We start from the raw sequence: 19,666 nt of genomic DNA, 5'->3' as shown, positions 1-19,666 counted from the left end.
TGTTCGCGGATCGGTGAAACGCGCCGTCAGAGCAGCGAGCTGGGGTCGTCCGGGATGTCGGCGGCATACGACTGGAGCAGCTGGAGCGGCACGATCTCGAGCGCGCGCTCGTGCGTGGCGGCGAGGAAGACCGGCGCGGCGGCCCCGTCCTGGTGGGCCTCGAGCCAGCGGCTCGCCACGACGCACCACCGGTCGCCCGGCGTCAGCCCGGGGAAGCGCCACTCAGGACGGGGGGTCACGAGGTCGTTGCCGACGCTGCGCTGGTGCTCGAGGAACTCGGTCGTGACGACGACGCAGACGGTGTGGCTGCCCCGGTCCTCGGGCCCGGTCATGCAGTAGCCGTCGCGGTAGAAGCCGGTCACCGGGTCGGTGCCGCAGGCCTCGAGCTCGCCGCCGAGCACGTTCCGTTCCCGCGCTGCCATGACCCAAACCTAGTGGCGCGCTGCTCGCTAGGCTGGCCCCATGCTGGGAGTGAAGGACTACGAGCAGGACTACATCGACGCCTGCCGGTCGCGGGTCGAGACCCAGGTCGTGATGTTCCACGAGGTGGCGCAGGCCGCACGCGACCACGGTGACGCCGACGTCTCCCACCTCGAGGGCGCGCTCGAGTCGCTCGAGTACGAGTACTTCAACAACATGCTCATCGTCCTCGACGGCTACTTCGTCCACCGCCTGCGCGGCGTCGAGGGCGAGGACGGCAACGCGCTCAACGAGGTGCGGGTGCTCGTGCGCTCGCTCATGGAGAACGGCGGCACCGTGATGGCCGACCCGCAGATCCGGCTCGACCCGGCGCGCAGCGTCCTCGGCCTGGAGGTCGGTGCCCCCATCACGCTGACCCTCCAGAAGTACCGCCGGATCTCCGACGCCTTCCTCCGCGAGATCGAGAACAAGTTCTCGCGCCACGACTGACCGGGACCCACCGCCCTCCCGTCCGACATGCCCGCAGATCGAAGGAGATCCGCCGTGCCCCGCGCTCCGATGTCCGCCGAGGTGCGACGTGACGCCCTGGGTGTCCCGCACCTGCGCGCCGGCGACGTGATGGAGCTGGCCCGCCTCCAGGGGCGCATCACCGCCCTCGACCGCGCGTGGCAGATCGAGCACCACCGCTGGCGGATGGAAGGACGGACGGCCGAGTACGTCGGCGCCCACGGGCTGCCCTGGGACCGGTTCGCCCGGCAGGTGCTGCTCGAGCCGACGGTGCGGCGCTGCTTCGAGCGGCTCGACCGCGAGACGCGGACGTGGCTGACGGCCTACGTGGACGGCGTCAACGAGACCCTCGCCGAGGGGCTCGCGGGCACGCCCGAGGTCGCGCTGCTCGGGCTCCAGTCGTATGCCGCTGCGCCGCGTCCGTGGGAGCCGTGGACGCCGCTCGGCATCTTCTGGGGCATCCACCTGCTCTTCGGGACCTTCCCGGCCAAGCTCTTCAACGCGCACGTCACCGACCGCCTCGGCGCCGAGGCCCTCGCCCTGTTCCACGCCGAGGGGGTCGAGCGGGCCGAGGCCTCGGGGAGCAACGCGTGGGTCATCGGCGGGGAGCGCACGGCGAGCGGGCTGCCCCTCGTCGCGGGTGACCCGCACCGCACGATCGAGCTGCCCGGCTGCTACCAGCAGGTCGGCCTGGCCTGCCCCGAGTTCGACGTCGTCGGCTTCACCTTCCCGGGGGTGCCCGGCGTGCAGCACTTCGCCCACACGGGCACCGTCGCGTGGGGCATCACGAACGCCATGGCCGACTACCAGGACCTGACGCTCGAGTCCCTCGCTCACGTCGGCCACGGGCCCGACGGATCGCCGCTGCTCAAGGCGCGCGGCATCGACGGGTGGGAGCCGGTGCGCGCCTCGACCGAGACGCTGAGGGTGCGCGGCGAGGCTGACGTGACCGTGCCCGTCGTCGTCACCTCGCGCGGGCCGGTCGTCACCGGCCTCGAGGCCGAGATCGAGCGGCTCGTCGCCGAGGCCGAGGCGCCGCCGCAGTGGACCGACGAGAGCGTCCAGCCGCGCCGGGCCCACCCGGCCCCCCACAGCCTGCGCACGCCGACCCACGTCGAGGAGGACCTCGGCTTCGGCGCCCTCCTGCCCCTCCTTCGGGCGCGGACGGTCGCCGACGTCGAGGAGGCCCTGTCGCGCTGGGTCGAGCCGGTCAACAGTGCGCTCGTCGCCGACGACACGGGTCGCGTCCGTCACCTCGTCGTCGGTCGCGTGCCCGAGCGCGACGAGATCGGGGCGGTGCTGCCCGTCCCGGCGTGGGACCCCCGGCACGTCTGGCACGGCTACCGGCGGGGGCCCGGCAGCGACGTCGACGACGTCATGGTCAGCGCCAACGACCGGGCCAGCGGCGGCGGGCTCGGGGTGGAGTACGCCACGCCCTTCCGGGCCGGTCGCATCCGCGAGCTCGTCGAGTCGGGGGAGCAGCTGACCGTCGACGACTGCGCGGCGATCCACGTCGACACCCGCAACGGACAGGCCGACCTCATGCGCGAGCTCGTCGCGGCGGCCGAGGTCACGGGGGCCGCCGCCGCCGTGCGGTCCGAGCTGCTCGCCTGGGACGGGCACAGCGACACCGGTAGCCGCGGTGCCGCGCTCTTCGCCGCCTGGCGCACGGCGCTCGTGCGGTGGTTCTCCGAGCACCCGGTCCTCTCCGCGCTGCACGAGCCGAGCGGCCACTCCCGCATCTTCGCCGCGTGGACCGACGTCGTGACGCAGATCGGGGTGGGCTGGCACTCGATGGCGCACCTCGGTCCGGCCCACGGCATCGAGGTGGGCGAGGGCGTACGCGTGGCGCTCGAACACGTCGCGGCGCACCGTGACTCGCTGACGACGTGGGGCGAGCGACACTGGCTCGACCCGGTCCACGCGCTCGACGCGACCGGGCGTGCGCCCCACGTCCCGCGCGACCCCGTCGGTGGCGACAAGGGCTGCGTCCTCGCGGCGGCGAGCGCGCCCGGGGTGACGGACCACTGCTACGGCGGACCGGTGGCGCGCTACGTCTGGGACCTCGCCGACCGCGAGGCGAGCCGCTGGGTCGTGCCCTTCGGCGCGAGCGGAGACGCCCGCGACCCGCACTTCGCCGACCAGACGCCGGCGTGGCTCGCCGGCGCGCTGCATCCGGTTCGGCCGGCGACGGGCACTGGGGGCACTGGCGGCACTGGGTAAAGGAGAACTTTGCCCGTCTTTTACTATTTGCGGTACAAAACGTGACTTTACGACGTACTGTTCTCGCGTAGGCCCCCCGAACGGGCCCCGCGAATCGCAGGAGTAGTGAGTCTGGTGACGACGAGCATGACGCCCACGCACGGCGATCCGTTGCGCCACGGCACGCGGCCGCTCTCCGACGGCGACCACGAGCGCTGGCTCCCCGACCCGTCCTGGCCCGTGCCGCCCCGCGGGTGGCAGCTCTGGGCCGCCGCCGGCTCGACCGCACGTCCGGGACGCGCCGGAACTGTCGACTCCGGACCGATCGATGACGAGTCGAACTCGCACACGAGGCCCCGGATCGACGACACTGTGGACGTGAAGTCCGAAATGCCCTATTTGGCGGTTCTCGAGGATGCCTCGTTCACGCTGCCGACCCGCCCGAGCGCCCTCGTCGACCACGAGCGGGTCGACCTGCTCGCCGACCGTCCGGCGCGACGGGTCCCGGAGGGCGCGGTCGCGGGCTTCGCGGTCCTCGGTGCCCTCGTCCTCTTCAGCTGCCTCGTCGGCGGCCTGACCGGCGGCCTCATCGTCATCGGCGTCTCGACCCTGCTCGCGGCGAGCGCGGCGCTCGTTCGTGGCCACCTTTCGCTGTCGCGGGTCGGTGGCCAGCGTGGCGCCGGGCTGCTCCTCGGAGCGGCCGTCACCGCCCTCATCCTGGGTTCGGTCGCGACGCACGACCGTCGCCCCGGTGTCGAGGTCCTGCCGAGCGCGCCCGTGCCGGTCAGCTCCGACCGCGTCACCGACACCCACGCGGCGGATGCCGCCGTTCCCCGGACGCCGTCCGCGACGTCGGTCGCGTCCACGGCGCCGACCCCGCGTGCCATCCGCTCGACCGAGTCCGCCGCTGCTGCGGCCGGGCCGACGCCTGGGTTGCCCACCGTTCCCGCTGAGCCGGCCGAGTCGGCCGAGTCGGCTGAGTCGGACGAGCCGGTCGTCCCGGTCTCCGACGTCACCCCCGCTGCCACGCCTCGGGCCGACGCGTCGGCCCTGGCGTCGGGCTCGTCGACCGGTGGCGAGGCTCTCACCCTCAAGCCCGACGCGCTGAGCCCGTCGGCGGTCGCGCCCGCCGACGGCAAGAGCGGCAAGAGCGACAAGGCCCCGAAGAGCCCGAAGGACCCCAAGATGTCGAAGGCCTCCAAGGACACGACGGCCAAGGACGCCAAGAACAAGGGGTCGAAGAACACGGGGTCGAAGAACAACGGCGGCAAGGACAACGGCGCCAAGAACACCAACGGCAAGGCGTCGGACGGCACGGCGAACGCCAATCCGCAGCCCAAGCTCTCCGATGCCGGCATCGGCGGGTCGGGTGCGGCGACGACGTCGGTCACCGGCTTCTCGACGACCCCCGGGACGCGTGCCCACACGGCCACGCTCCGGGACGTCGCGGCCCTCCCGGTCCGCTGACCGGTCGACGCCGGGACGTGCCCCAGGGGGTATGCCCTCGCGCCACGGTCCCCGGACGCGATCGAGGTGCTCTCGAGCGCCTCGGACCTGTGCCACAGTGACCTCGTGGGGAATTCAATGACCCGGGCCACGATCATCTGGTTCGTCGGCGCCGCGGTCGTGGGGGCGGTCGCCGGCGGCCTGCACCTGCTCCGTTCCTCGATCGGTGGCGCGCACACCGGGTTGGCGCTCGCCGTGTCGGCCTTCGCCCTGACCGCCCTCGCGGCCGCCATGCTCTTCCACGGTGTCATGCTGGCGGCGCGTGAGCAGGACGCCGCAGCCGGGCCCGAGCCCCGCTTCGTGGACGAGCCGCAGGACGAGCTCGGGCGCACGCAGGGCGAGTCGGCGGGTGCCGTGCCCGACGCCTTCGAGCCGGACCAGAGCTCGTCAGACGGGCCGGCTGTCTACACCTTCCGGGGCGGCAAGCCCGTGGGCGACCGCTCCCACCGTCCGGACCGGCGCGACCGCTCGCCGCGCAGCTGACCGCACCGTCACACCCTCCGGGCACAATGGCGGGATGAGCACGGGCCCCACCCACTGGGTGCTGCACGTCGACCTCGACCAGTTCATCGCGGCGGTCGAGGTGCTGCGCCGGCCCGAGCTCGCCGGGCGGCCGGTCATCGTCGGGGGTCGCGGCGACCCCACCGAGCGGGCCGTCGTGTCCACGGCGAGCTACGAGGCCCGTGAGTTCGGTGTCGGGTCCGGTATGCCGCTGCGCCTCGCTGCACGCAAGGTGCCCGACGCGGTGATCCTGCCCGTCGACGCCCCGGCCTACACCGAGGCGTCCGAGCACGTGATGGACGCGCTGCGCGGCCTCGGCGTCGTCGTCGAGGTGCTCGGGTGGGACGAGGCGTTCCTCGGGGTCGAGACCGAAGACCCGGAGGGTTTCGCCGAGCGGGTGCGTGCCGCCGTGCTCGACGCGACGTCACTGCACTGCTCGGTCGGCATCGGTGACAACAAGGTCAGGGCCAAGATCGCGACCGGCTTCGGCAAGCCCCGCGGCGTCTTCCGGCTGACCCGCGAGACGTGGTTCGAGGTCATGGGCGACCGACCCACGATCGACCTGTGGGGCGTCGGGTCCAAGGTGTCCAAGCGCCTGTCCGGTCACGGCATCCACACCGTCCGCGAGCTGGCCGATGCCGACGAGGCCGTCCTCGTCGGCGAGTTCGGTCCGCGCATGGGCGTCTGGTACTCCCAGCTGGGCCGCGGCATCGGGTCCGCCGTCGTCGACGACTCCCCGTGGATCGCCCGCGGGCACAGCCGCGAGACCACCTACCAGAGCAACCTCACGACCCCCGACGAGGTGCGCGACGCCGTGCGTGACCTCGCCTCCCTGGTCTTCGACGACACCGTCAAGGAGGGGCGCCCGGTCTTCCGGGTCACGCTCAAGGTGCGCTACGCCCCGTTCTTCACGCAGACCAAGGCCCGCAAGCTGCCGGCGCCGACGAGCGACCGCGCCGACGTCGTCGCGGCCGCCGTCGCCCTCACCGCGTCGCTCGACCCCGGGCGTGAGGTGCGGTTGCTCGGCGTCCGGGCCGAGATGGTCATGCCCGACGGTGGCGACCCGGTCGAGCGCACCCCGGTGCGCGGTCGGCTCTGAGCGTCGGTCGCTCTCATCTTCGTCGCCTACGGTCGTCCGCATGCCTTCTCGAGATGACAGCGCGATGGACGTCCGGCGGCGGTTCGGCGGCGAGCCGGCCACCGGGGTCCTGTCGACGGTCGCGGTCGTCGTGGTCGTCGTCGCACTGCTCTTCGTCGTGCGCGACGCCGCCTACCGTGCGACGGCATCCGGGGCGGTGGCCCTGCCGTCGGTCGTCGGTGGTGTCTTCGAGGTGGTCGCCGAGCTCGGGATCGTCGTCCTCGCCGGTGTCGCCGTCGTGCTCATGTGGCGGGCCCGCTCACGAGGGCTCGAGCACCTCGCGGTCGCGGTGGTGGCCGCGGTGTCGACGGTGGCGGCCTACGTCCTGAGCGAGGTCGTCAAGGGGTTCGTGCACGAGGAGCGGCCGTGCCGGACGCTCTCGGTGCGGACCGTCGCGTCCTGCCCCGCCGCCGGCGACTGGTCGTGGCCGAGCAACCATGCGACGATCGCCGGCGCCCTCGCCACCGCCGTGGTCGTCATGGCGCCGGTGTGGTGGCGGCTCGTCGTCCCGCTCGCCCTGGCGGTCGGGGCCTCGCGCGTCCTCACCGGCGCGCACTACTGGCACGACGTCGTCGCCGGCCTCGCGGTCGGGGTGCTCGTCGTCTGGTTCGGCACGTGGGCGCTGGCACCGCTGGCCCACCGGCTGCTCGTGCGCTCGGTGGCGTCCGGCCCGCCGGCGTGGCGTCGCCTGCTCGGGCAGCGCTACGTCCCGAGGTATGCCGCGACGGACCGTCCGGACCACGGCGCGGACGACGACGCGGGCGACGACGCGGGCGACGACGCGGACCAAGAGCGCGAGCGGCCCCAGACCGACTGAGCTCGGTTCAGACCCGGGCGGGCTGGGCGCGGCGTGAGCCACCGCGCCGGCCCGAGGGCGAATGCAGGAACTCGACGAGTGGCGCGAGCTCGGGCAGCTCGCCTGCGCTCTGGAGCGACTCCTCGAGCACCGCGTCGTGCGTCGGCGCGGCCTCGCGGTAGAGCGCCCAGCCGGCCTCGGTGAGCTCGGTGTAGATGCCGCGCCGGTCGTCGGCGCAGAGCACCCGGGTCAGCAGGCCGCGGTCCTCGAGCCGGTTGACGAGACGGGTCGTCGCCGACGACGACAGGGCGGCGGCGCGGGCGAGCTGGCTCATCCGCATGTGCCAGCCGTCCTGGCGCGAGAGGGCGTCGAGCACGGTGAACTCGACGACGGACAGCTCGTGCCGGCGCACGAGCTCGCGCTCGAGGGCGCCGTCGATGTGGCCGTGCAGTGCGGCGAGGGTGCGCCACCCGGAGGCGCGCACCTCGACGGCGGAGTCCTCGATACCCATGCGCACCATCATATCGCGCGTTTGCAATATGCCGCGTGTGCAACTAACGTCGCCGCGGTCAAGTAGTTGCACACGCGGCATACCGGCGAGGGTATGGAGGCCCGGTTCGGCCCCGCATCCTGTTCGGAAGGACACGGAAACCCATGCCACTCGGTCTCATCGCCCTCGCCCTCGGAGGTTTCGGCATCGGCCTGACGGAGTTCGTCATCGCCGGCCTCATCAGCACGGTCGCCACCGACATGGGGGTGAGCATCCCCATCGCCGGCTACCTCATCAGCGGCTATGCCCTCGCGGTCGTCGTCGGTGCCCTCGGCCTGACGCCGGTCCTCGGTGCCTGGCGGCCCAAGCGCGCCCTGCTCGCCCTCATGGTGCTCTTCGTCGTCGGCAACGCCCTCTCGGCCGTCGCCACGGGCTACGGGATGCTGCTCGCCGGTCGCGTCGTCGCGGCGCTCGCGCACGGCGCCTTCTTCGGCATCGGGTCGGTCCTCGCGGCGTCGCTCGTCCCGGCCGACCGTCGCGCCGGAGCCATCTCCGTCATGTTCGGTGGGCTCACCCTCGCCAACGTCCTCGGGGTGCCGCTCGGGACGTTCGTCGGGCAGCAGTGGGGCTGGCGGGCGACCTTCGCCCTCATCGCCCTCGTCGGGGTCGTCGCGGCCGCCGGCATCGCGCTGCTCGTGCCGGACACCGGCGCGTCCGACGGACGGCAGACCTCACTGCGCTCCGAGCTCGAGGCGTTCCGGAACCGCCAGGTGTGGTTCTCGCTCGCCATGACCGTCCTCGTCTTCGGCGGCATGTTCGGCGCCTTCATGTACGTCGAGCCGCTGCTGACCAGGGTGACCGGCTTCGACGAGTCGGCGGTGCCGTGGCTGCTCGTCCTCTTCGGTGTCGGCCTCTTCGCGGGCAACCTGCTCGGTGGTCGCTGGGCCGACCGCACCCTGACCCGCACGCTGGTCGTGCTGACGCTCGCCCTCGCGGTGTCGCTCGTCGCGTTCGCGCTGCTGTCGAGCAGCATGCTCGGCTCGGCGGCGATGCTGCTCGCGATGGGCTTCTTCGGCTTCGCGACGGTGCCGGGACTGCAGATGCGGGTCCTCACCCACGCGACACGGTCGTCGACGCTCGCGTCCTCCGCCAACATCGCCGCGTTCAACGTCGGCAACTTCCTCGGCGTCTGGGTCTCCGGCCTCGCCATCAGTGCCGGCCTCGGCTGGACGTCCCCGCTCTGGGTGGGTGCGGCCTTCGCGACGCTGGGACTCGTCGTCCTCCTCGCCGCGAGCGGGCCGCTCGGTCAGAGTGCGGCGGCCACCGACCGACCGGCGGTGCGGCCGCTGAAGAGGCAGCCGCCGAGGAAGGTCCCCTCGAGGGAGTTGTAGCCGTGCATGCCCCCGCCGCCGAAGCCGCTCACCTCGCCCGCGGCATACACCCCGGCCAGCGGCTCGCCGCCGGCGCGGAGCACCCGGCCGGCGAGGTCGGTCTCGAGTCCACCGAGCGTCTTGCGGGTCAGGATGTTGAGACGCACCGCGATGAGTGGACCCGCCTTCGGGTCGAGCAGCTTGTGCGGTGTCGCGACGCGGATCAGCCTGTCGCCGCGATAGTTCCGCGCCCCGCGGATCGCGGTGACCTGGGCGTCCTTGGTGAAGTCGTTGTCCATCTCGTTGTCACGCGCGACGATCGTGCGCCGCAGTGACTCGACGTCGATGAGGTCGTCGCCGGTGAGGGCGTTCATGCCTCGGACGAGCTCGTCGAGCGTGTCGGCCACGACGAAGTCCTCGCCGTTCCGCTTGAACGCCTCGACGGGGGCAGGTGCACCCTTGCGGGCTCGCCCGAGGACCTGCTTGACGTCCTTGCCCGTGAGGTCGGGGTTCTGCTCCGATCCGGAGAGGGCGAACTCCTTCTCGATGATGCGCTGGGTCAGCACGAACCACGAGTAGTCGTGCCCGCTGCGCATGATGTGGCCCAGGGTGCCGAGGGTGTCGAAGCCGGGGAAGTAGGGCGCCGGGAAGCGCCGTCCGCGGGCGTCGAGCCACAGCGACGAGGGACCGGGCAGGATGCGGATGCCGTGGTTGTCCCACACGGGGTCCCAGTTGCGCAGGCCCTCGGTGTAGTGCCACATCCGGTCGGGGTTGATGATGTTGCCGCCGGCGGACTGCGTGATGCCGAGCATCCGGCCGTCGACGTGCGCGGGGACGCCGGCCACCATCCGGGCCGGCGGCGAGCCGAGCCGCTCGGGCCAGGCGCGGCGCACGAGGTCGTGGTCGCCGCCGATGCCGCCGCTCGTCACGATGACGGCCTGGGCCGTGATCTCGAAGTCGCCGACCTCCTCGCGGCTGCTCGGCCGACCCCGGTCGACGCCGTCGGGCGCGAGGAGGCGACCGCGTACGCCGGTGACCGTGCCAGCCGTCTCGACGAGCTCGTCGACGCGGTGACGGAAGGCGAAGGAGACCCGCCCGCTCGCCACGGCTGCCCGGACCCGTCGCTCGAACGGCTCGACGAGACCCGGGCCGGTGCCCCACGTGATGTGGAAGCGCGGCACGGAGTTGCCGTGGCCGTCGGCCCGGCCGTCACCGCGCTCGGCCCAGCCGACGACGGGGAAGAGCCGGTGGCCCTGCTCATGGAGCCACGAGCGCTTCTCGCCGGCGGCGAAGTGGAGGTATGCCTCCGCCCACTTGCGCGGCCAGAAGTCCTCGTCCCGGTCGAACTGGGCCGAACCCAGCCAGTCCTGCGTCGCGAGCTCGAGGCTGTCCTTGATCCCCATCCGCCGCTGCTCGGGGCTGTCGACGAGGAAGAGCCCGCCGAAGCTCCAGAAGGCCTGACCGCCCAGCGACTGCTCGCCCTCCTGGTCGACGAGCACGACCCTCTTGCCGCGGTCGGCGAGCTCGGCGGTGGCGACGAGTCCGGCCAAGCCGGCTCCTACGACGACGACGTCGGCATCCATGCGTCAGATCATGTCATCTAGCGCGTCACTGGCCGGTGGCGCCGTCGACGCACTCGCGGAGCAGGTCCGCGTGACCGCAGTGACGGGCGTACTCCTCGATGAGGTGGACGAGGACCTCGCGCAGGTTGATCGGGTTCGTCGGGTCGAGGCTGACGAGGTCGAGCGACTCCGCGTCGGCCACGAAGGCGTCGCCGTTGGCCGTCTCCTCGCGCCAGCGAGCCCAGGCCTCCGCGACGACGGCGTCCTCGCCGACGGCACCGGTGAAGTCGGCGTCGCGGTCGTCGGCCCGGCGATAGAGGTAGGGCGTGTCCTCCCCGGCCATGACGCGCCGCCACCACGTCTGCTCGACCTGGGCGAGGTGGCGCACGAGTCCGAGCAGCGACATCGTCGACGGCGGCACCGAGCGAGTCGCGAGCTGCTCGGCCGTCAGATCGGAGCACTTCAGCTCCAGCGTGAGGCGGTAGTTCACGAGGTAGTCGAGCAGGGTCGTGCGCTCGTCCCCGAGGAGTGACTCCTGCGACCGCGGGTCGTCCTCGGGGTCGACCCACATGTCGGGATACGTCTTTCCGGCCATGCCGCCCATCGTGGTGCCCGGGGACGGCGCGCGCCAACGGATATCGGCAGGGCGGCATACGCTGTCGGCGAATCTGCCCGTGGCAGAGCGGGACTCCCATGGGAGGGCGGCCGGGCCACGCTGGGAGCATGACCGAACCACTCACGCCCTCGCCGCTGGACGACCAGCTGTCGATGCAGCTGCTCCACCAGCGGATCATCGTCCTCGGGGCCGAGGTCGACGACCCGATCGCCAACCGGATCACGGCCCAGCTGCTCCTGCTCTCGGCCCGCGACCCGCGCGCCGACATCAGCCTCTACGTCAACAGTCCCGGCGGCTCCGTCACCGCGGGCCTGGCCATCTACGACACGATGCGGCTCATCCCCAACGACGTCTCCACTCTCGCAGTGGGGTTCGCGGCCTCGATGGGCCAGTTCATCCTCGGCGCGGGCACGCCCGGCAAGCGCTTCGCCCTGCCCAACGCGCGGATCATGATGCACCAGCCGTCCGCGGGCATCCAGGGGACGGCCGCCGACGTCGAGGTCCAGGCCGCCAACCTCAAGGCGGTCAAGCGCCGGGTCAACGAGCTGCAGGCCGAGCACACGGGACAGACCGTCGAGCAGATCACCCGCGACAGCGAGCGCGACCGCTGGTTCAGTGCGGAGGAGGCGGCGGCATACGGCATCGTCGACCATGTCGTCAGCTCCCTCGCGGACGTCCGCCCCGGCGGTGCCGAGCGGAAGGTGGGACTGCGGTGAGCAGCTACACGATCCCGTACGTCATCGAGCGCACCCCGGCGGGGGAGCGCAGCTTCGACATCTACAGCCGGCTGCTCCAGGAACGGATCATCTTCGTCGGCACCGAGATCGACGACGGCGTCGCCAACGTCGTCATGGCCCAGCTGCTCCACCTCTCCTACGTCGCTCCCGACCGGGAGGTGTCGCTCTACGTCAACAGCCCGGGCGGCTCGTTCACGGCGCTCATGGCCGTCTACGACACGATGCAGCTCGTCCAGGCCCCGGTCGCGACGTACTGCCTCGGGCAGGCGGCCTCCGCCGCCGCGGTGCTCCTGGCGGCGGGGGAGCCGGGACGCCGCTTCGCCCTGCGTCACTCGAGGGTCCTGCTGCACCAGCCGTCCGCGGGCGGACAGGGGACGGTGAGCGACCTCGCGCTGCAGGCCGACGAGCTCCTGCGGGTGCGCGCGCAGGTCGAGGAGGTGCTGAGCCACCACACCGGCCGGTCGGTCGACCAGCTCCGCCTCGACACCGACCGGGACAAGGTGCTGACGGCCCAGCAGGCCGTGGAGTTCGGCATCGTCGACCACGTCATCGAGCGGGCCACGGAGGTGGTGCCCGTCGGGGGATGAGGTGGACCGGGCGATCTTCGTGGACAGGCGCAGCGGGTGGGTGCCAGAGTGCTGGGTGCAAGGCCGAGTGACCCGGCGCCGACCTGACCTACCCGGCCGTCGGCGCCACGCCGAGCGGTCGTGGGGTCATGGCGTTCAGCTACACCGACGCGACGACGTACTGAGCGCCGGGTATGCCGCCATCGACGCCCTCGTGGGCACCGGGCCCATCTCCGTCGCCGCGGCGGGCCAGGCCACTGACGACGGGTTCACGAGCTACAAGGCCCAGGAGGGCAACCCGCCGCGCACCCGGTGGGGTGACTACGGCGCCGCCGCGGTCGACGGCAGCATCGTGTGGATTGCCGGCGAGTACGTCGCGAGCGCCGGCGACGCCGCTCACCACGCCGCACGTGGATCCGCAGCGCCGCGTGCCAGTGCTGCTCGGCCTCCGCGCGGCGACCCAGGCTCCTCCAGGGCCTCGGTCAGCCCGGCCCGGTCGGCGATGTCGTGGAAGATGGCGACGCTCCGCTCGAGATGGGTGCGTGCCTCAGCGAGCTCGCCGGTGTCGCGCAGCATGACGCCGAGGTCGACTGCGGCCATCGCGACCCCGCGCGTCGGGTGCCGCCGAGACGCTCGCTGATCCGTCGCGCTCGCGCAGGGCGATCGAGGCCGACGAGTCCGGCGACGAGGTTGAGGGCGACGTCGAGGGGCGACGTCGAGGGGCATGGTCCGGCGCGATGGGGAGTGCTCCCCATGCTCTCGGCGCGCGCCTGCCGCGCGCCTCCGCCAGTCTCGACGTGCAGGAACAGGCAACTCACGAAAGGGACATCGCATGCGCAGGAACCGACTGACCCATGTCATCGCCGCCGTCGCCCTCGCTCTCGGAGGCCTCGGCGTCGCGACGGCCACGGTGACCGCCACGGCCCCGGCCGCCCATGCCGACGAGTGCTACTCGTGGCCCCGCACCCTCAGCTCCGGCACCTCGGGAGCCGACGTCACGCAGCTGCAGATCCGCGTCGCCGGCTGGGTGCCGCGCGGCCAGGTCATGGGCATCGACGGCTCCTTCGGGGCACAGACCAAGACGGCCGTCGCCAACTTCCAGAAGGCATACGGCCTCACCGCGGACGGCATCGCCGGCCCCGCGACCTTCTCGAAGATCTACGCCCTGCAGGACCCGGACTGCACGCCGCTCCACTTCACCTACGCCGAGGCGAGCGACAACTGCGGCCGGGGGTTCACCGGCACAGCGGCCAACAAGGAGAACATGAAGCGCGCCCTGTGGCGGGCCGAGGCGCTGCGCCACCAGCTCGGCGACCACCCACTCAAGGTGACATCGGGCTACCGCGACTCGGCGTGCAACGCCTCCGTCGGCGGCGCGAGCAACAGCGTGCACCTGAGCGGCGGCGCCCTCGACCTCGTCCCCGGCGACAGCGCGACCTCGATCTGCAGCATCGCCAAGCAGGCGCGCTACGCCGGCTTCGGTGGCATCTTCGGACCGGGCTACCCGGCGCACGACGACCACGCCCACGTCGACATCCGGACGAGCATCGCCTGGGACGCCGACGCGTGCGCGGGCTGGTGACGGTGAACCCCGCTCCCGCCCTGGGTCGTCGCTCCCTCCTCGTCGGCGCGCTCGGCGTCGGCGCGGCGGGAGCCCTCGGGGTCGCCAAGGCGGCTCCCTCGAACGCGGCCGTCACGGCCGTCGCCCGCCCGACGATCGCGTCGTGCGCGACGTGGGGCGCCCAGCCGGCGACGGGCACGGTGAGCATGACCGGGCCACCGCAGAAGATCCTCGTCCACCACACGGCCTCGGCGAACACGACCGACTACTCCCAGTCGGCGGCATACTCCCTCGCCCGCAACATCCAGCAGTGGCACTTCGCCCGGGGCTGGATCGACTCGGGGCAGCAGTTCACGATCAGCCGCGGCGGCTACGCCATGGAGGGTCGCCACCGGTCGATCGAGGGGCTGGGGTCGGGGTCGAGCACCGTCTTCCCCCTCGGCGCCCACTGCACGGGGCAGAACCCGACGTCGATCGGCATCGAGAACGAGGGCACCTACACGACGGCCCTGCCGACGGCGGCACAGTGGAACGCGCTCGTCACGCTCTGCGCCTACCTGTGCCAGGCGTACGGCCTGGGGCCGGAGGACATCTACGGGCACCGCGACTTCCTCGACACCGAGTGCCCGGGAGACGCCTTCTACGCCAAGCTCCCCCAGCTGCGTTCCGAGGTGGCGGCCCGGCTCGGCACGAGCAACCCGCCGCCGGCGCCGACACGCACGTGGCCGACGCTGCAGCAGGGCAACAGCGGGTTCCGGGTCACGACCGCGCAGTACCTGCTGCGCCACTCGGGCCGCGCCGTCACGGTCGACGGCGCCTTCGGCTCGGGCACCAGGGCGGTGGTCGTGTCCTTCCAGCAGTCCGAGGGCCTGACCGCCGACGGCGTCATCGGCCGCGCGACGTGGGAGGCGCCCCTGGCGGTCACGTGCAGCCAGGACCAGACCTCCGACGCGGTGCGCGGGGTCCAGACCGCGCTCACCGCGCAGGGGTATGCCGTCACGGTCGACGGCGCGTTCGGCCCGGGCACCGTCTCGGCCGTGAAGTCCTTCCAGACCGCCCACGCCCTCGACGCCGATGCGGTCGTGGGCTCCAACACGTGGAGCAGGCTGCTCGCGTAGATCGGAGGATCAGATGAAGACCAGCACCACCCGCAGGGGCCTCGCGGGGCTCCTCGCCGCGGCAGCGGTCGCCGTGCTCGGCGTCGTCGCGGCGCCGAGCGCCCTGGCCGCCTCGAACGACGAGATCGCCTTCGACTACTTCGTGTCCAAGGGCCTGACCGAACGCCAGTCCGCCGGCATCGTCGGCAACCTCATCCAGGAGTCGGGCAGCCCGATCAACCCCTACGCCAACCAGCCGGGTGGCCCCGGCATGGGCATCGCCCAGTGGAGCGAGGGCGGGCGCTGGGACACCGACTCCCGCGACAACATGGTCTGGTACGCCGGCCTCAGCGGGCGCAGCCGCTACGCGCTCGCGGCCCAGCTCGACTTCACGTGGTACGAGCTGTCGACGTTCTCCTCCTACGGTCTCGCCGACCTCAGGGCGGCGACGTCGGTCAGCACGGCCACGACCGTCTTCATGCAGAAGTTCGAGCGCTGCGGCACGTGCGCGACGACCCAGCGCATCGCGTACGCCAACGACGTGCTGTCGAAGTACGGCAGCGGTGGCACGGGCGGCGGCACGACGGAGACGAGCCTGCCGGTGCTGCGCAGCGGCAGCAGCGGGGCGGCCGTGCGCACGCTGCAGTACATGCTCAGGGCGTCGGGCCGCAGCGTCACCGCCGACGGGTCCTTCGGCCCCGCAACGGATTCCGCCGTGCGCAGCTACCAGTCCGCGCACGGGCTGTCCGTCGACGGCGTCGTCGGCAACAACACGTGGTACTCGCTGCTGCCCGTGCTGCGCCAGGGCGCGAGCGGGGAGGCCGTCAAGGGCCTGCAGCGTGAGCTCGTCGACGCCGGCTACTCGTTGACCGTGGACGGGTCGTTCGGCCCGGGAACGTACTCGGCGGTGCGCGCCTACCAGACCAAGACCGGTCTGGTCGTCGACGGGGTCGTGGGCAACAACACGTGGGGCAGCCTCATCGACTGATCCGGCTCCCGTCGACGACGGGCCCGGTGCCGCTCAGGCGACGAGCAGCACCGGGCCCGTCGCTGCGTCCGAGGGGGTCGCGATGCTCGTCCCGACGCGCGAGGTGAGGTCGAGGACGCGACCTCCGGTGCCCTCGGAGGTGAGGTCGCGCAGCTCGCGGTGGGCAGCGCCGACGAGGCCGGTGATGCTGGAGCCGAGGGCGACGCAGACCGCCTCGAGCACCTCGGACGACGGCTCCTTGAGCCCCCGCTCCACCTCGGAGAGGTAGGCGACCGAGATGCCGGCGCGCGCGGCGACCTCGGCGAGGGTGCGTCCCTGACGGGTGCGCAGGCCGCGCAGGAGCCGTCCGTAGACCTCGCGCAGCAGCGGCGTCCGGAAGGTGGTCTGGGGGCGCGGGGCGAGCTGGGTCATGGCGGTCTCCGATCTCGGTGCGTCCGTCCAGCGTCGCACGCGAGCACTCGGATCGTGCCGACTGTGGCGGCCGACGGCGTACGCCGTGGGCGAACTCCCCAAACATGTTGACGGCGTTCACTTCGTCGATGAGGCTTGTCGGTGGTGACGCCTAAGGTCGTTGCACGCCGCAACTCACACCTCTCATCCCACCGGCACGACTCACCCGGGGAGCCTTCACATGACCATCACCACCGACGCGCGCGCCGTGCGCGACCGGTCCACAGGTCCGGCCATCGAGGCCGAGCACCTCGTCAAACGCTTCGGCGACATGACCGCCGTCGACGACGTCAGCTTCTCCGTGCCCCAGGGCACGGTCCTCGGTCTGCTCGGCCCCAACGGTGCCGGCAAGACCACCACCGTCCGGATGATGACGACCCTGAGCCGCCCGACGAGCGGCTCGGCCCGCGTCGCCGGCCACGACGTCGTCCGTGATCCCGAGCTGGTCCGCCGCAGCATGGGTCTCACGGGCCAGGCCGCCACGGTCGACGAGCTGCTCACCGGCCGCGAGAACCTCCGGATGATGGGCTCGCTCTACGGCCTGCCGGGGGGTGAGGTGCGCCGCCTGTCCTCCGAGCTGCTCGAGCGCTTCTCGCTCACCGACGCCGGCAACAAGGTGGTCAAGGACTACAGCGGCGGCATGCGACGCCGGCTCGACCTCGCGGTCAGCCTCATCGCCACGCCGCCCGTCCTCTTCCTCGACGAGCCGACCACGGGTCTCGACCCGCGCAGCCGCGTCGAGCTGTGGGACGTGCTCCGTGGCCTCGTGCGCGACGGCACGACGCTGCTCCTCACGACGCAGTACCTCGAGGAGGCCGACCAGCTGGCCGACCGCATCATCGTCATCAACCACGGCCGCATCATCGCCCAGGGCACGCCGCTCGAGCTCAAGGACCAGTCGGGCAAGGCCGCCATCGTCCTCACCGTGTCCCACGCCGACCAGCTCGAGCCAGCACGCGCGCTGCTCGCCGCCCACGTCCCCGAGGTGCACGTCGACGTGGCGGCCCGCCAGCTGACCGCCCCGGCCGACGGGCTGTCCGACATGACGCGCGTCGCGACGGTGTTCGAGCGCAGCGAGATCGTCCTCGACGACCTGGGCCTGCAACGGCCCAGCCTCGACGACGTCTTCCTCAGCCTCACCGGCCACCGCGCCGAGCCGCCCTCCGGCGACGGCGCCGAGTCCTCCACCGAGCCCAGCACGCAGATCGAGGAGCAGCGATGACCGACTCCGCCGTCAAGGACGCCACGCGGGTGGCCCACGTCGAGCCCCACGACTTCCAGCCGCCGGGCTTCGTCCGTCAGGTCACGACGATGGTGTGGCGCAGCCTCAAGCACATCAAGCGACAGCCCGAGATGCTCACCGACGTCACGATCCAGCCGGTGATGTTCGTGCTGCTCTTCGCCTTCGTCTTCGGAGGCTCGATCGTCATCCCCGGCTTCAACTACCGGGAGTGGCTGATGCCGGGGATCATGGCCCAGACCATGGCCTTCTCGGCGTTCATCGTGGCGATCGGCCTCAACATGGACCTCGGCAAGGGCATCATCGACCGGTTCCGCTCGCTCCCGATCTCGAGGGGCTCGGTCCTCGTCGGACGCAGCATCTACAGCATCATCCACTCGAGCATCGGCATCTTCGTCATGTCGCTCACGGGCCTCGCGATCGGCTGGCGCATCCACAACGGCGTCGGCAAGGCGCTGCTCGCCTTCGCGCTGCTCCTGCTCTTCGGTTTCGCCATGATCTGGGTGGGCATCCTCGTCGGCTCGTCGATGCGCTCGCCCGAGGCCGTCAACGGCCTGATGTTCACGACGATCTTCCCGATCACGTTCCTGGCCAACACCTTCGCCCCGACCGTGGGCATGGCCGGCTGGCTGCGCACCATCGCCGAGTGGAACCCGATCAGCTCACTCGTCCAGGCGATGCGTGAGCTGTGGGGCAACGGGCCCGAGGCGCTGCCCGGCGCCGCCCTGCCCCTCCACCATCCGGTCCTCACGACGGTGATCTGGTCGGTCGCGATCACCGCTGTCGTCGCCCCGCTGGCGGTGCGTGCCTTCATCCGCCGCACGACCGACTGAGGGCGGGAGCGATCTCCCGCCGGCTCCGCCGTCGGTTCAGACGGCCGGCATGCAGCGGATGACGGTGACGTCGCCCTCGAGGCGCACGGCCCCGGCCCCGTACGGCAGGAGCAGCACGTCGCCCCGTGCCACCTCGGTGGTGCGGGGCGCGTCCGTTCCCGTCGTCAGGCGGCCACGGCCCTCGACCACGACGACGACGGCGAACGCCGCGTCGCCGCCGGCCGGGGTGTCCGGCGTCGCGCTCAGCACCTCGGCCCGGAAGAACTCCGCCGCCTGCTCGGGCAGCGCGTGGCCCGCACCCGTCACGTCGACCCAGCGGCGCCGCAGTGAGGCGAGTCCGTCGGTGGTCAGGGGCCCGCGGTCGACGCTCTCGAGCGCCCGCGGGACCGTGAGCCCGAGGAAGGCGTGCGCCTCCTCGAGCCCGAAGCGCCGGTGCTCGAGCATGACCGAGAGGTCGGTCGGCTCCTGGAGCTCGAGGACGAACACGCCCTCACCGATTGCATGCGGCTGGCCGCCGGGCACGAGCAGGGCGTCACCCGGCGACACCTCGATCCGGTTGAGCGCGGCGAGGAGACGATCGTCCTGGGCCTCGACGAGCTCGGCCAGCTCGTCGGGAGGCAGCTCGTCGCGGAAGCCCAGCCAGACGCAGGCACCCGGCTCCGCGTCGAGGACGATCCAGGCCTCCGTCTTGCCGTGGTCGCAGTCGAGGTGGGCCGCGGCGAAGGCGCGGTCGGGGTGGGAGTGGACGGGCAGGCGCTCACCGGCGTCGAGCAGCTTCGTCAGCAGCCCCGGCTCGATGCCGTGGCGGGTCACGTGATCGGCCCCGAGCCAGTGGTCGGGGTCGGCCGCCAGGGCGTCGGGCAGGGGCGTCCCGTCGGTGAGCACCGTGAGCCCGCCACCGCCCTCGGCGAAGAGACGCGTCGTCGACGCGAGCCAGTCCTCGGGGCGGTGGTCGTCGAAGCCCCCCGGCACCTCGAGGCCGCGGAAGGCGAGGATGCGCTCGCCGCCCCGGTAGAACCGGTGGGGCGTGTTGGGCGGCAGGCGGGTCGGGTCGGACACGGTGGTCTGTGACACGGTGCTGGCGCT

Annotated in this window: 21 protein-coding genes; 14 read left to right on the top strand and 7 right to left on the bottom strand. The window is 72.2% G+C overall.

Annotated features, from left to right (window positions below):
* Nucleotides 1–26 precede the first annotated feature (26 nt).
* Nucleotides 27–422: a DUF2237 family protein gene (locus tag ASE25_RS21470; RefSeq protein WP_056827372.1), complete on the bottom strand. Its 396-nt coding sequence runs from the start codon at nt 420–422 to the stop codon at nt 27–29.
* Nucleotides 423–462: 40 nt separating this feature from the next.
* Between ASE25_RS21470 and ASE25_RS21465 the strand changes: the two genes are divergently transcribed.
* The 6 genes from ASE25_RS21465 to ASE25_RS21440 all read left to right on the top strand — a co-directional run bounded on the left by ASE25_RS21465 (nt 463) and on the right by ASE25_RS21440 (nt 7,091).
* Nucleotides 463–909 (top strand): hypothetical protein, encoded by a 447-nt coding sequence (locus tag ASE25_RS21465; RefSeq protein ID WP_157623572.1) that lies wholly within the window; start codon nt 463–465, stop codon nt 907–909.
* A 54-nt stretch (nt 910–963) separates the two neighbouring features.
* Nucleotides 964–3,150: a penicillin acylase family protein gene (locus ASE25_RS21460; protein WP_235508794.1), complete on the top strand. Its 2,187-nt coding sequence runs from the start codon at nt 964–966 to the stop codon at nt 3,148–3,150.
* 114 nt (nt 3,151–3,264) lie between these two features.
* Nucleotides 3,265–4,596, top strand: coding sequence for a DUF4190 domain-containing protein (locus tag ASE25_RS21455; RefSeq protein WP_157623570.1), 1,332 nt, complete (start codon nt 3,265–3,267; stop codon nt 4,594–4,596).
* Between the two features lie 105 nt (nt 4,597–4,701).
* Entirely contained in the window at nt 4,702–5,118 is a 417-nt protein-coding gene (locus ASE25_RS21450) for a hypothetical protein (RefSeq protein WP_162260629.1), read from the top strand.
* A gap of 34 nt (nt 5,119–5,152) precedes the next feature.
* The gene (locus tag ASE25_RS21445; RefSeq protein WP_056827362.1) at nt 5,153–6,235 is read left to right on the top strand and encodes a DNA polymerase IV; all 1,083 of its coding nucleotides are present in this window, start codon (nt 5,153–5,155) and stop codon (nt 6,233–6,235) included.
* A 40-nt stretch (nt 6,236–6,275) separates the two neighbouring features.
* Nucleotides 6,276–7,091 (top strand): phosphatase PAP2 family protein, encoded by an 816-nt coding sequence (locus ASE25_RS21440; protein WP_082623038.1) that lies wholly within the window; start codon nt 6,276–6,278, stop codon nt 7,089–7,091.
* 7 nt (nt 7,092–7,098) lie between these two features.
* Here the strand turns inward: ASE25_RS21440 and ASE25_RS21435 are convergent, their stop codons facing one another.
* Nucleotides 7,099–7,581 (bottom strand): MarR family winged helix-turn-helix transcriptional regulator, encoded by a 483-nt coding sequence (locus ASE25_RS21435; RefSeq protein ID WP_056778843.1) that lies wholly within the window; start codon nt 7,579–7,581, stop codon nt 7,099–7,101.
* Between the two features lie 143 nt (nt 7,582–7,724).
* Here ASE25_RS21435 and ASE25_RS21430 point away from each other — a divergent pair, with 143 nt between their 5' ends.
* Nucleotides 7,725–8,951, top strand: coding sequence for an MFS transporter (locus ASE25_RS21430; protein WP_056827359.1), 1,227 nt, complete (start codon nt 7,725–7,727; stop codon nt 8,949–8,951).
* On the opposite strand, the gene ASE25_RS21425 is transcribed toward ASE25_RS21430, so the two are convergent.
* Together ASE25_RS21425 and ASE25_RS21420 are read right to left on the bottom strand one after the other, a co-directional pair.
* On the bottom strand, nt 8,867–10,513 hold the full coding sequence (locus ASE25_RS21425) for an FAD-binding dehydrogenase (RefSeq protein WP_056827357.1): 1,647 nt from the start codon (nt 10,511–10,513) through the stop codon (nt 8,867–8,869). The two genes, ASE25_RS21430 and ASE25_RS21425, sit on opposite strands and share 85 nt — an antisense overlap.
* 25 nt (nt 10,514–10,538) lie before the next feature.
* The gene (locus ASE25_RS21420; protein WP_056827355.1) at nt 10,539–11,087 is read right to left on the bottom strand and encodes a DinB family protein; all 549 of its coding nucleotides are present in this window, start codon (nt 11,085–11,087) and stop codon (nt 10,539–10,541) included.
* 128 nt (nt 11,088–11,215) lie between these two features.
* On the opposite strand from ASE25_RS21420, the gene ASE25_RS21415 reads away from it, so the two are divergent.
* Together ASE25_RS21415 and ASE25_RS21410 are read left to right on the top strand one after the other, a co-directional pair.
* Nucleotides 11,216–11,824 carry an ATP-dependent Clp protease proteolytic subunit gene (locus ASE25_RS21415; RefSeq protein WP_156415640.1) on the top strand — a complete coding sequence of 203 codons (609 nt, stop codon included), beginning with the start codon at nt 11,216–11,218 and terminating at the stop codon, nt 11,822–11,824.
* Nucleotides 11,821–12,432, top strand: a complete 612-nt coding sequence (locus ASE25_RS21410; RefSeq protein ID WP_056778818.1) for a ClpP family protease — start codon at nt 11,821–11,823, stop codon at nt 12,430–12,432. Before ASE25_RS21415 ends, ASE25_RS21410 begins: the two co-directional genes overlap by 4 nt.
* A 375-nt stretch (nt 12,433–12,807) precedes the next feature.
* Here ASE25_RS21410 and ASE25_RS21405 read toward each other — a convergent pair whose 3' ends face one another.
* On the bottom strand, nt 12,808–13,011 hold the full coding sequence (locus tag ASE25_RS21405) for a hypothetical protein (protein ID WP_056827353.1): 204 nt from the start codon (nt 13,009–13,011) through the stop codon (nt 12,808–12,810).
* Nucleotides 13,012–13,243: 232 nt separating this feature from the next.
* On the opposite strand from ASE25_RS21405, the gene ASE25_RS21400 reads away from it, so the two are divergent.
* Genes ASE25_RS21400 through ASE25_RS21390 form a run of 3 tightly spaced genes read left to right on the top strand, consistent with a single transcriptional unit; the run spans nt 13,244 to nt 16,057 of the window.
* Nucleotides 13,244–13,993 (top strand): D-Ala-D-Ala carboxypeptidase family metallohydrolase, encoded by a 750-nt coding sequence (locus ASE25_RS21400; RefSeq protein ID WP_056827350.1) that lies wholly within the window; start codon nt 13,244–13,246, stop codon nt 13,991–13,993.
* Between the two features lie 2 nt (nt 13,994–13,995).
* Complete coding sequence (locus ASE25_RS21395; RefSeq protein WP_235508793.1) at nt 13,996–15,090, top strand: N-acetylmuramoyl-L-alanine amidase; 1,095 nt, start codon at nt 13,996–13,998, stop codon at nt 15,088–15,090.
* A gap of 13 nt (nt 15,091–15,103) precedes the next feature.
* Complete coding sequence (locus ASE25_RS21390; protein ID WP_056827348.1) at nt 15,104–16,057, top strand: phage tail tip lysozyme; 954 nt, start codon at nt 15,104–15,106, stop codon at nt 16,055–16,057.
* Between the two features lie 33 nt (nt 16,058–16,090).
* Here ASE25_RS21390 and ASE25_RS23730 read toward each other — a convergent pair whose 3' ends face one another.
* Nucleotides 16,091–16,468: a helix-turn-helix domain-containing protein gene (locus tag ASE25_RS23730; RefSeq protein WP_056778807.1), complete on the bottom strand. Its 378-nt coding sequence runs from the start codon at nt 16,466–16,468 to the stop codon at nt 16,091–16,093.
* A 220-nt stretch (nt 16,469–16,688) separates the two neighbouring features.
* On the opposite strand from ASE25_RS23730, the gene ASE25_RS21380 reads away from it, so the two are divergent.
* Entirely contained in the window at nt 16,689–17,729 is a 1,041-nt protein-coding gene (locus ASE25_RS21380) for an ATP-binding cassette domain-containing protein (protein ID WP_056778804.1), read from the top strand.
* The gene (locus ASE25_RS21375) at nt 17,726–18,580 is read left to right on the top strand and encodes an ABC transporter permease (RefSeq protein ID WP_056827347.1); all 855 of its coding nucleotides are present in this window, start codon (nt 17,726–17,728) and stop codon (nt 18,578–18,580) included. Before ASE25_RS21380 ends, ASE25_RS21375 begins: the two co-directional genes overlap by 4 nt.
* A gap of 36 nt (nt 18,581–18,616) precedes the next feature.
* Here the strand turns inward: ASE25_RS21375 and ASE25_RS21370 are convergent, their stop codons facing one another.
* Nucleotides 18,617–19,654, bottom strand: a complete 1,038-nt coding sequence (locus ASE25_RS21370; RefSeq protein ID WP_082623035.1) for a class I mannose-6-phosphate isomerase — start codon at nt 19,652–19,654, stop codon at nt 18,617–18,619.
* Nucleotides 19,655–19,666 lie beyond the last annotated feature (12 nt).

It is taken from the genome of Terrabacter sp. Root85, assembly GCF_001429185.1.
Lineage (GTDB): Bacteria > Actinomycetota > Actinomycetes > Actinomycetales > Dermatophilaceae > Terrabacter.
The sequence above is the reverse complement of the archived record's forward strand: the minus strand, read 5'-3'. Positions and strand labels throughout refer to the sequence as shown.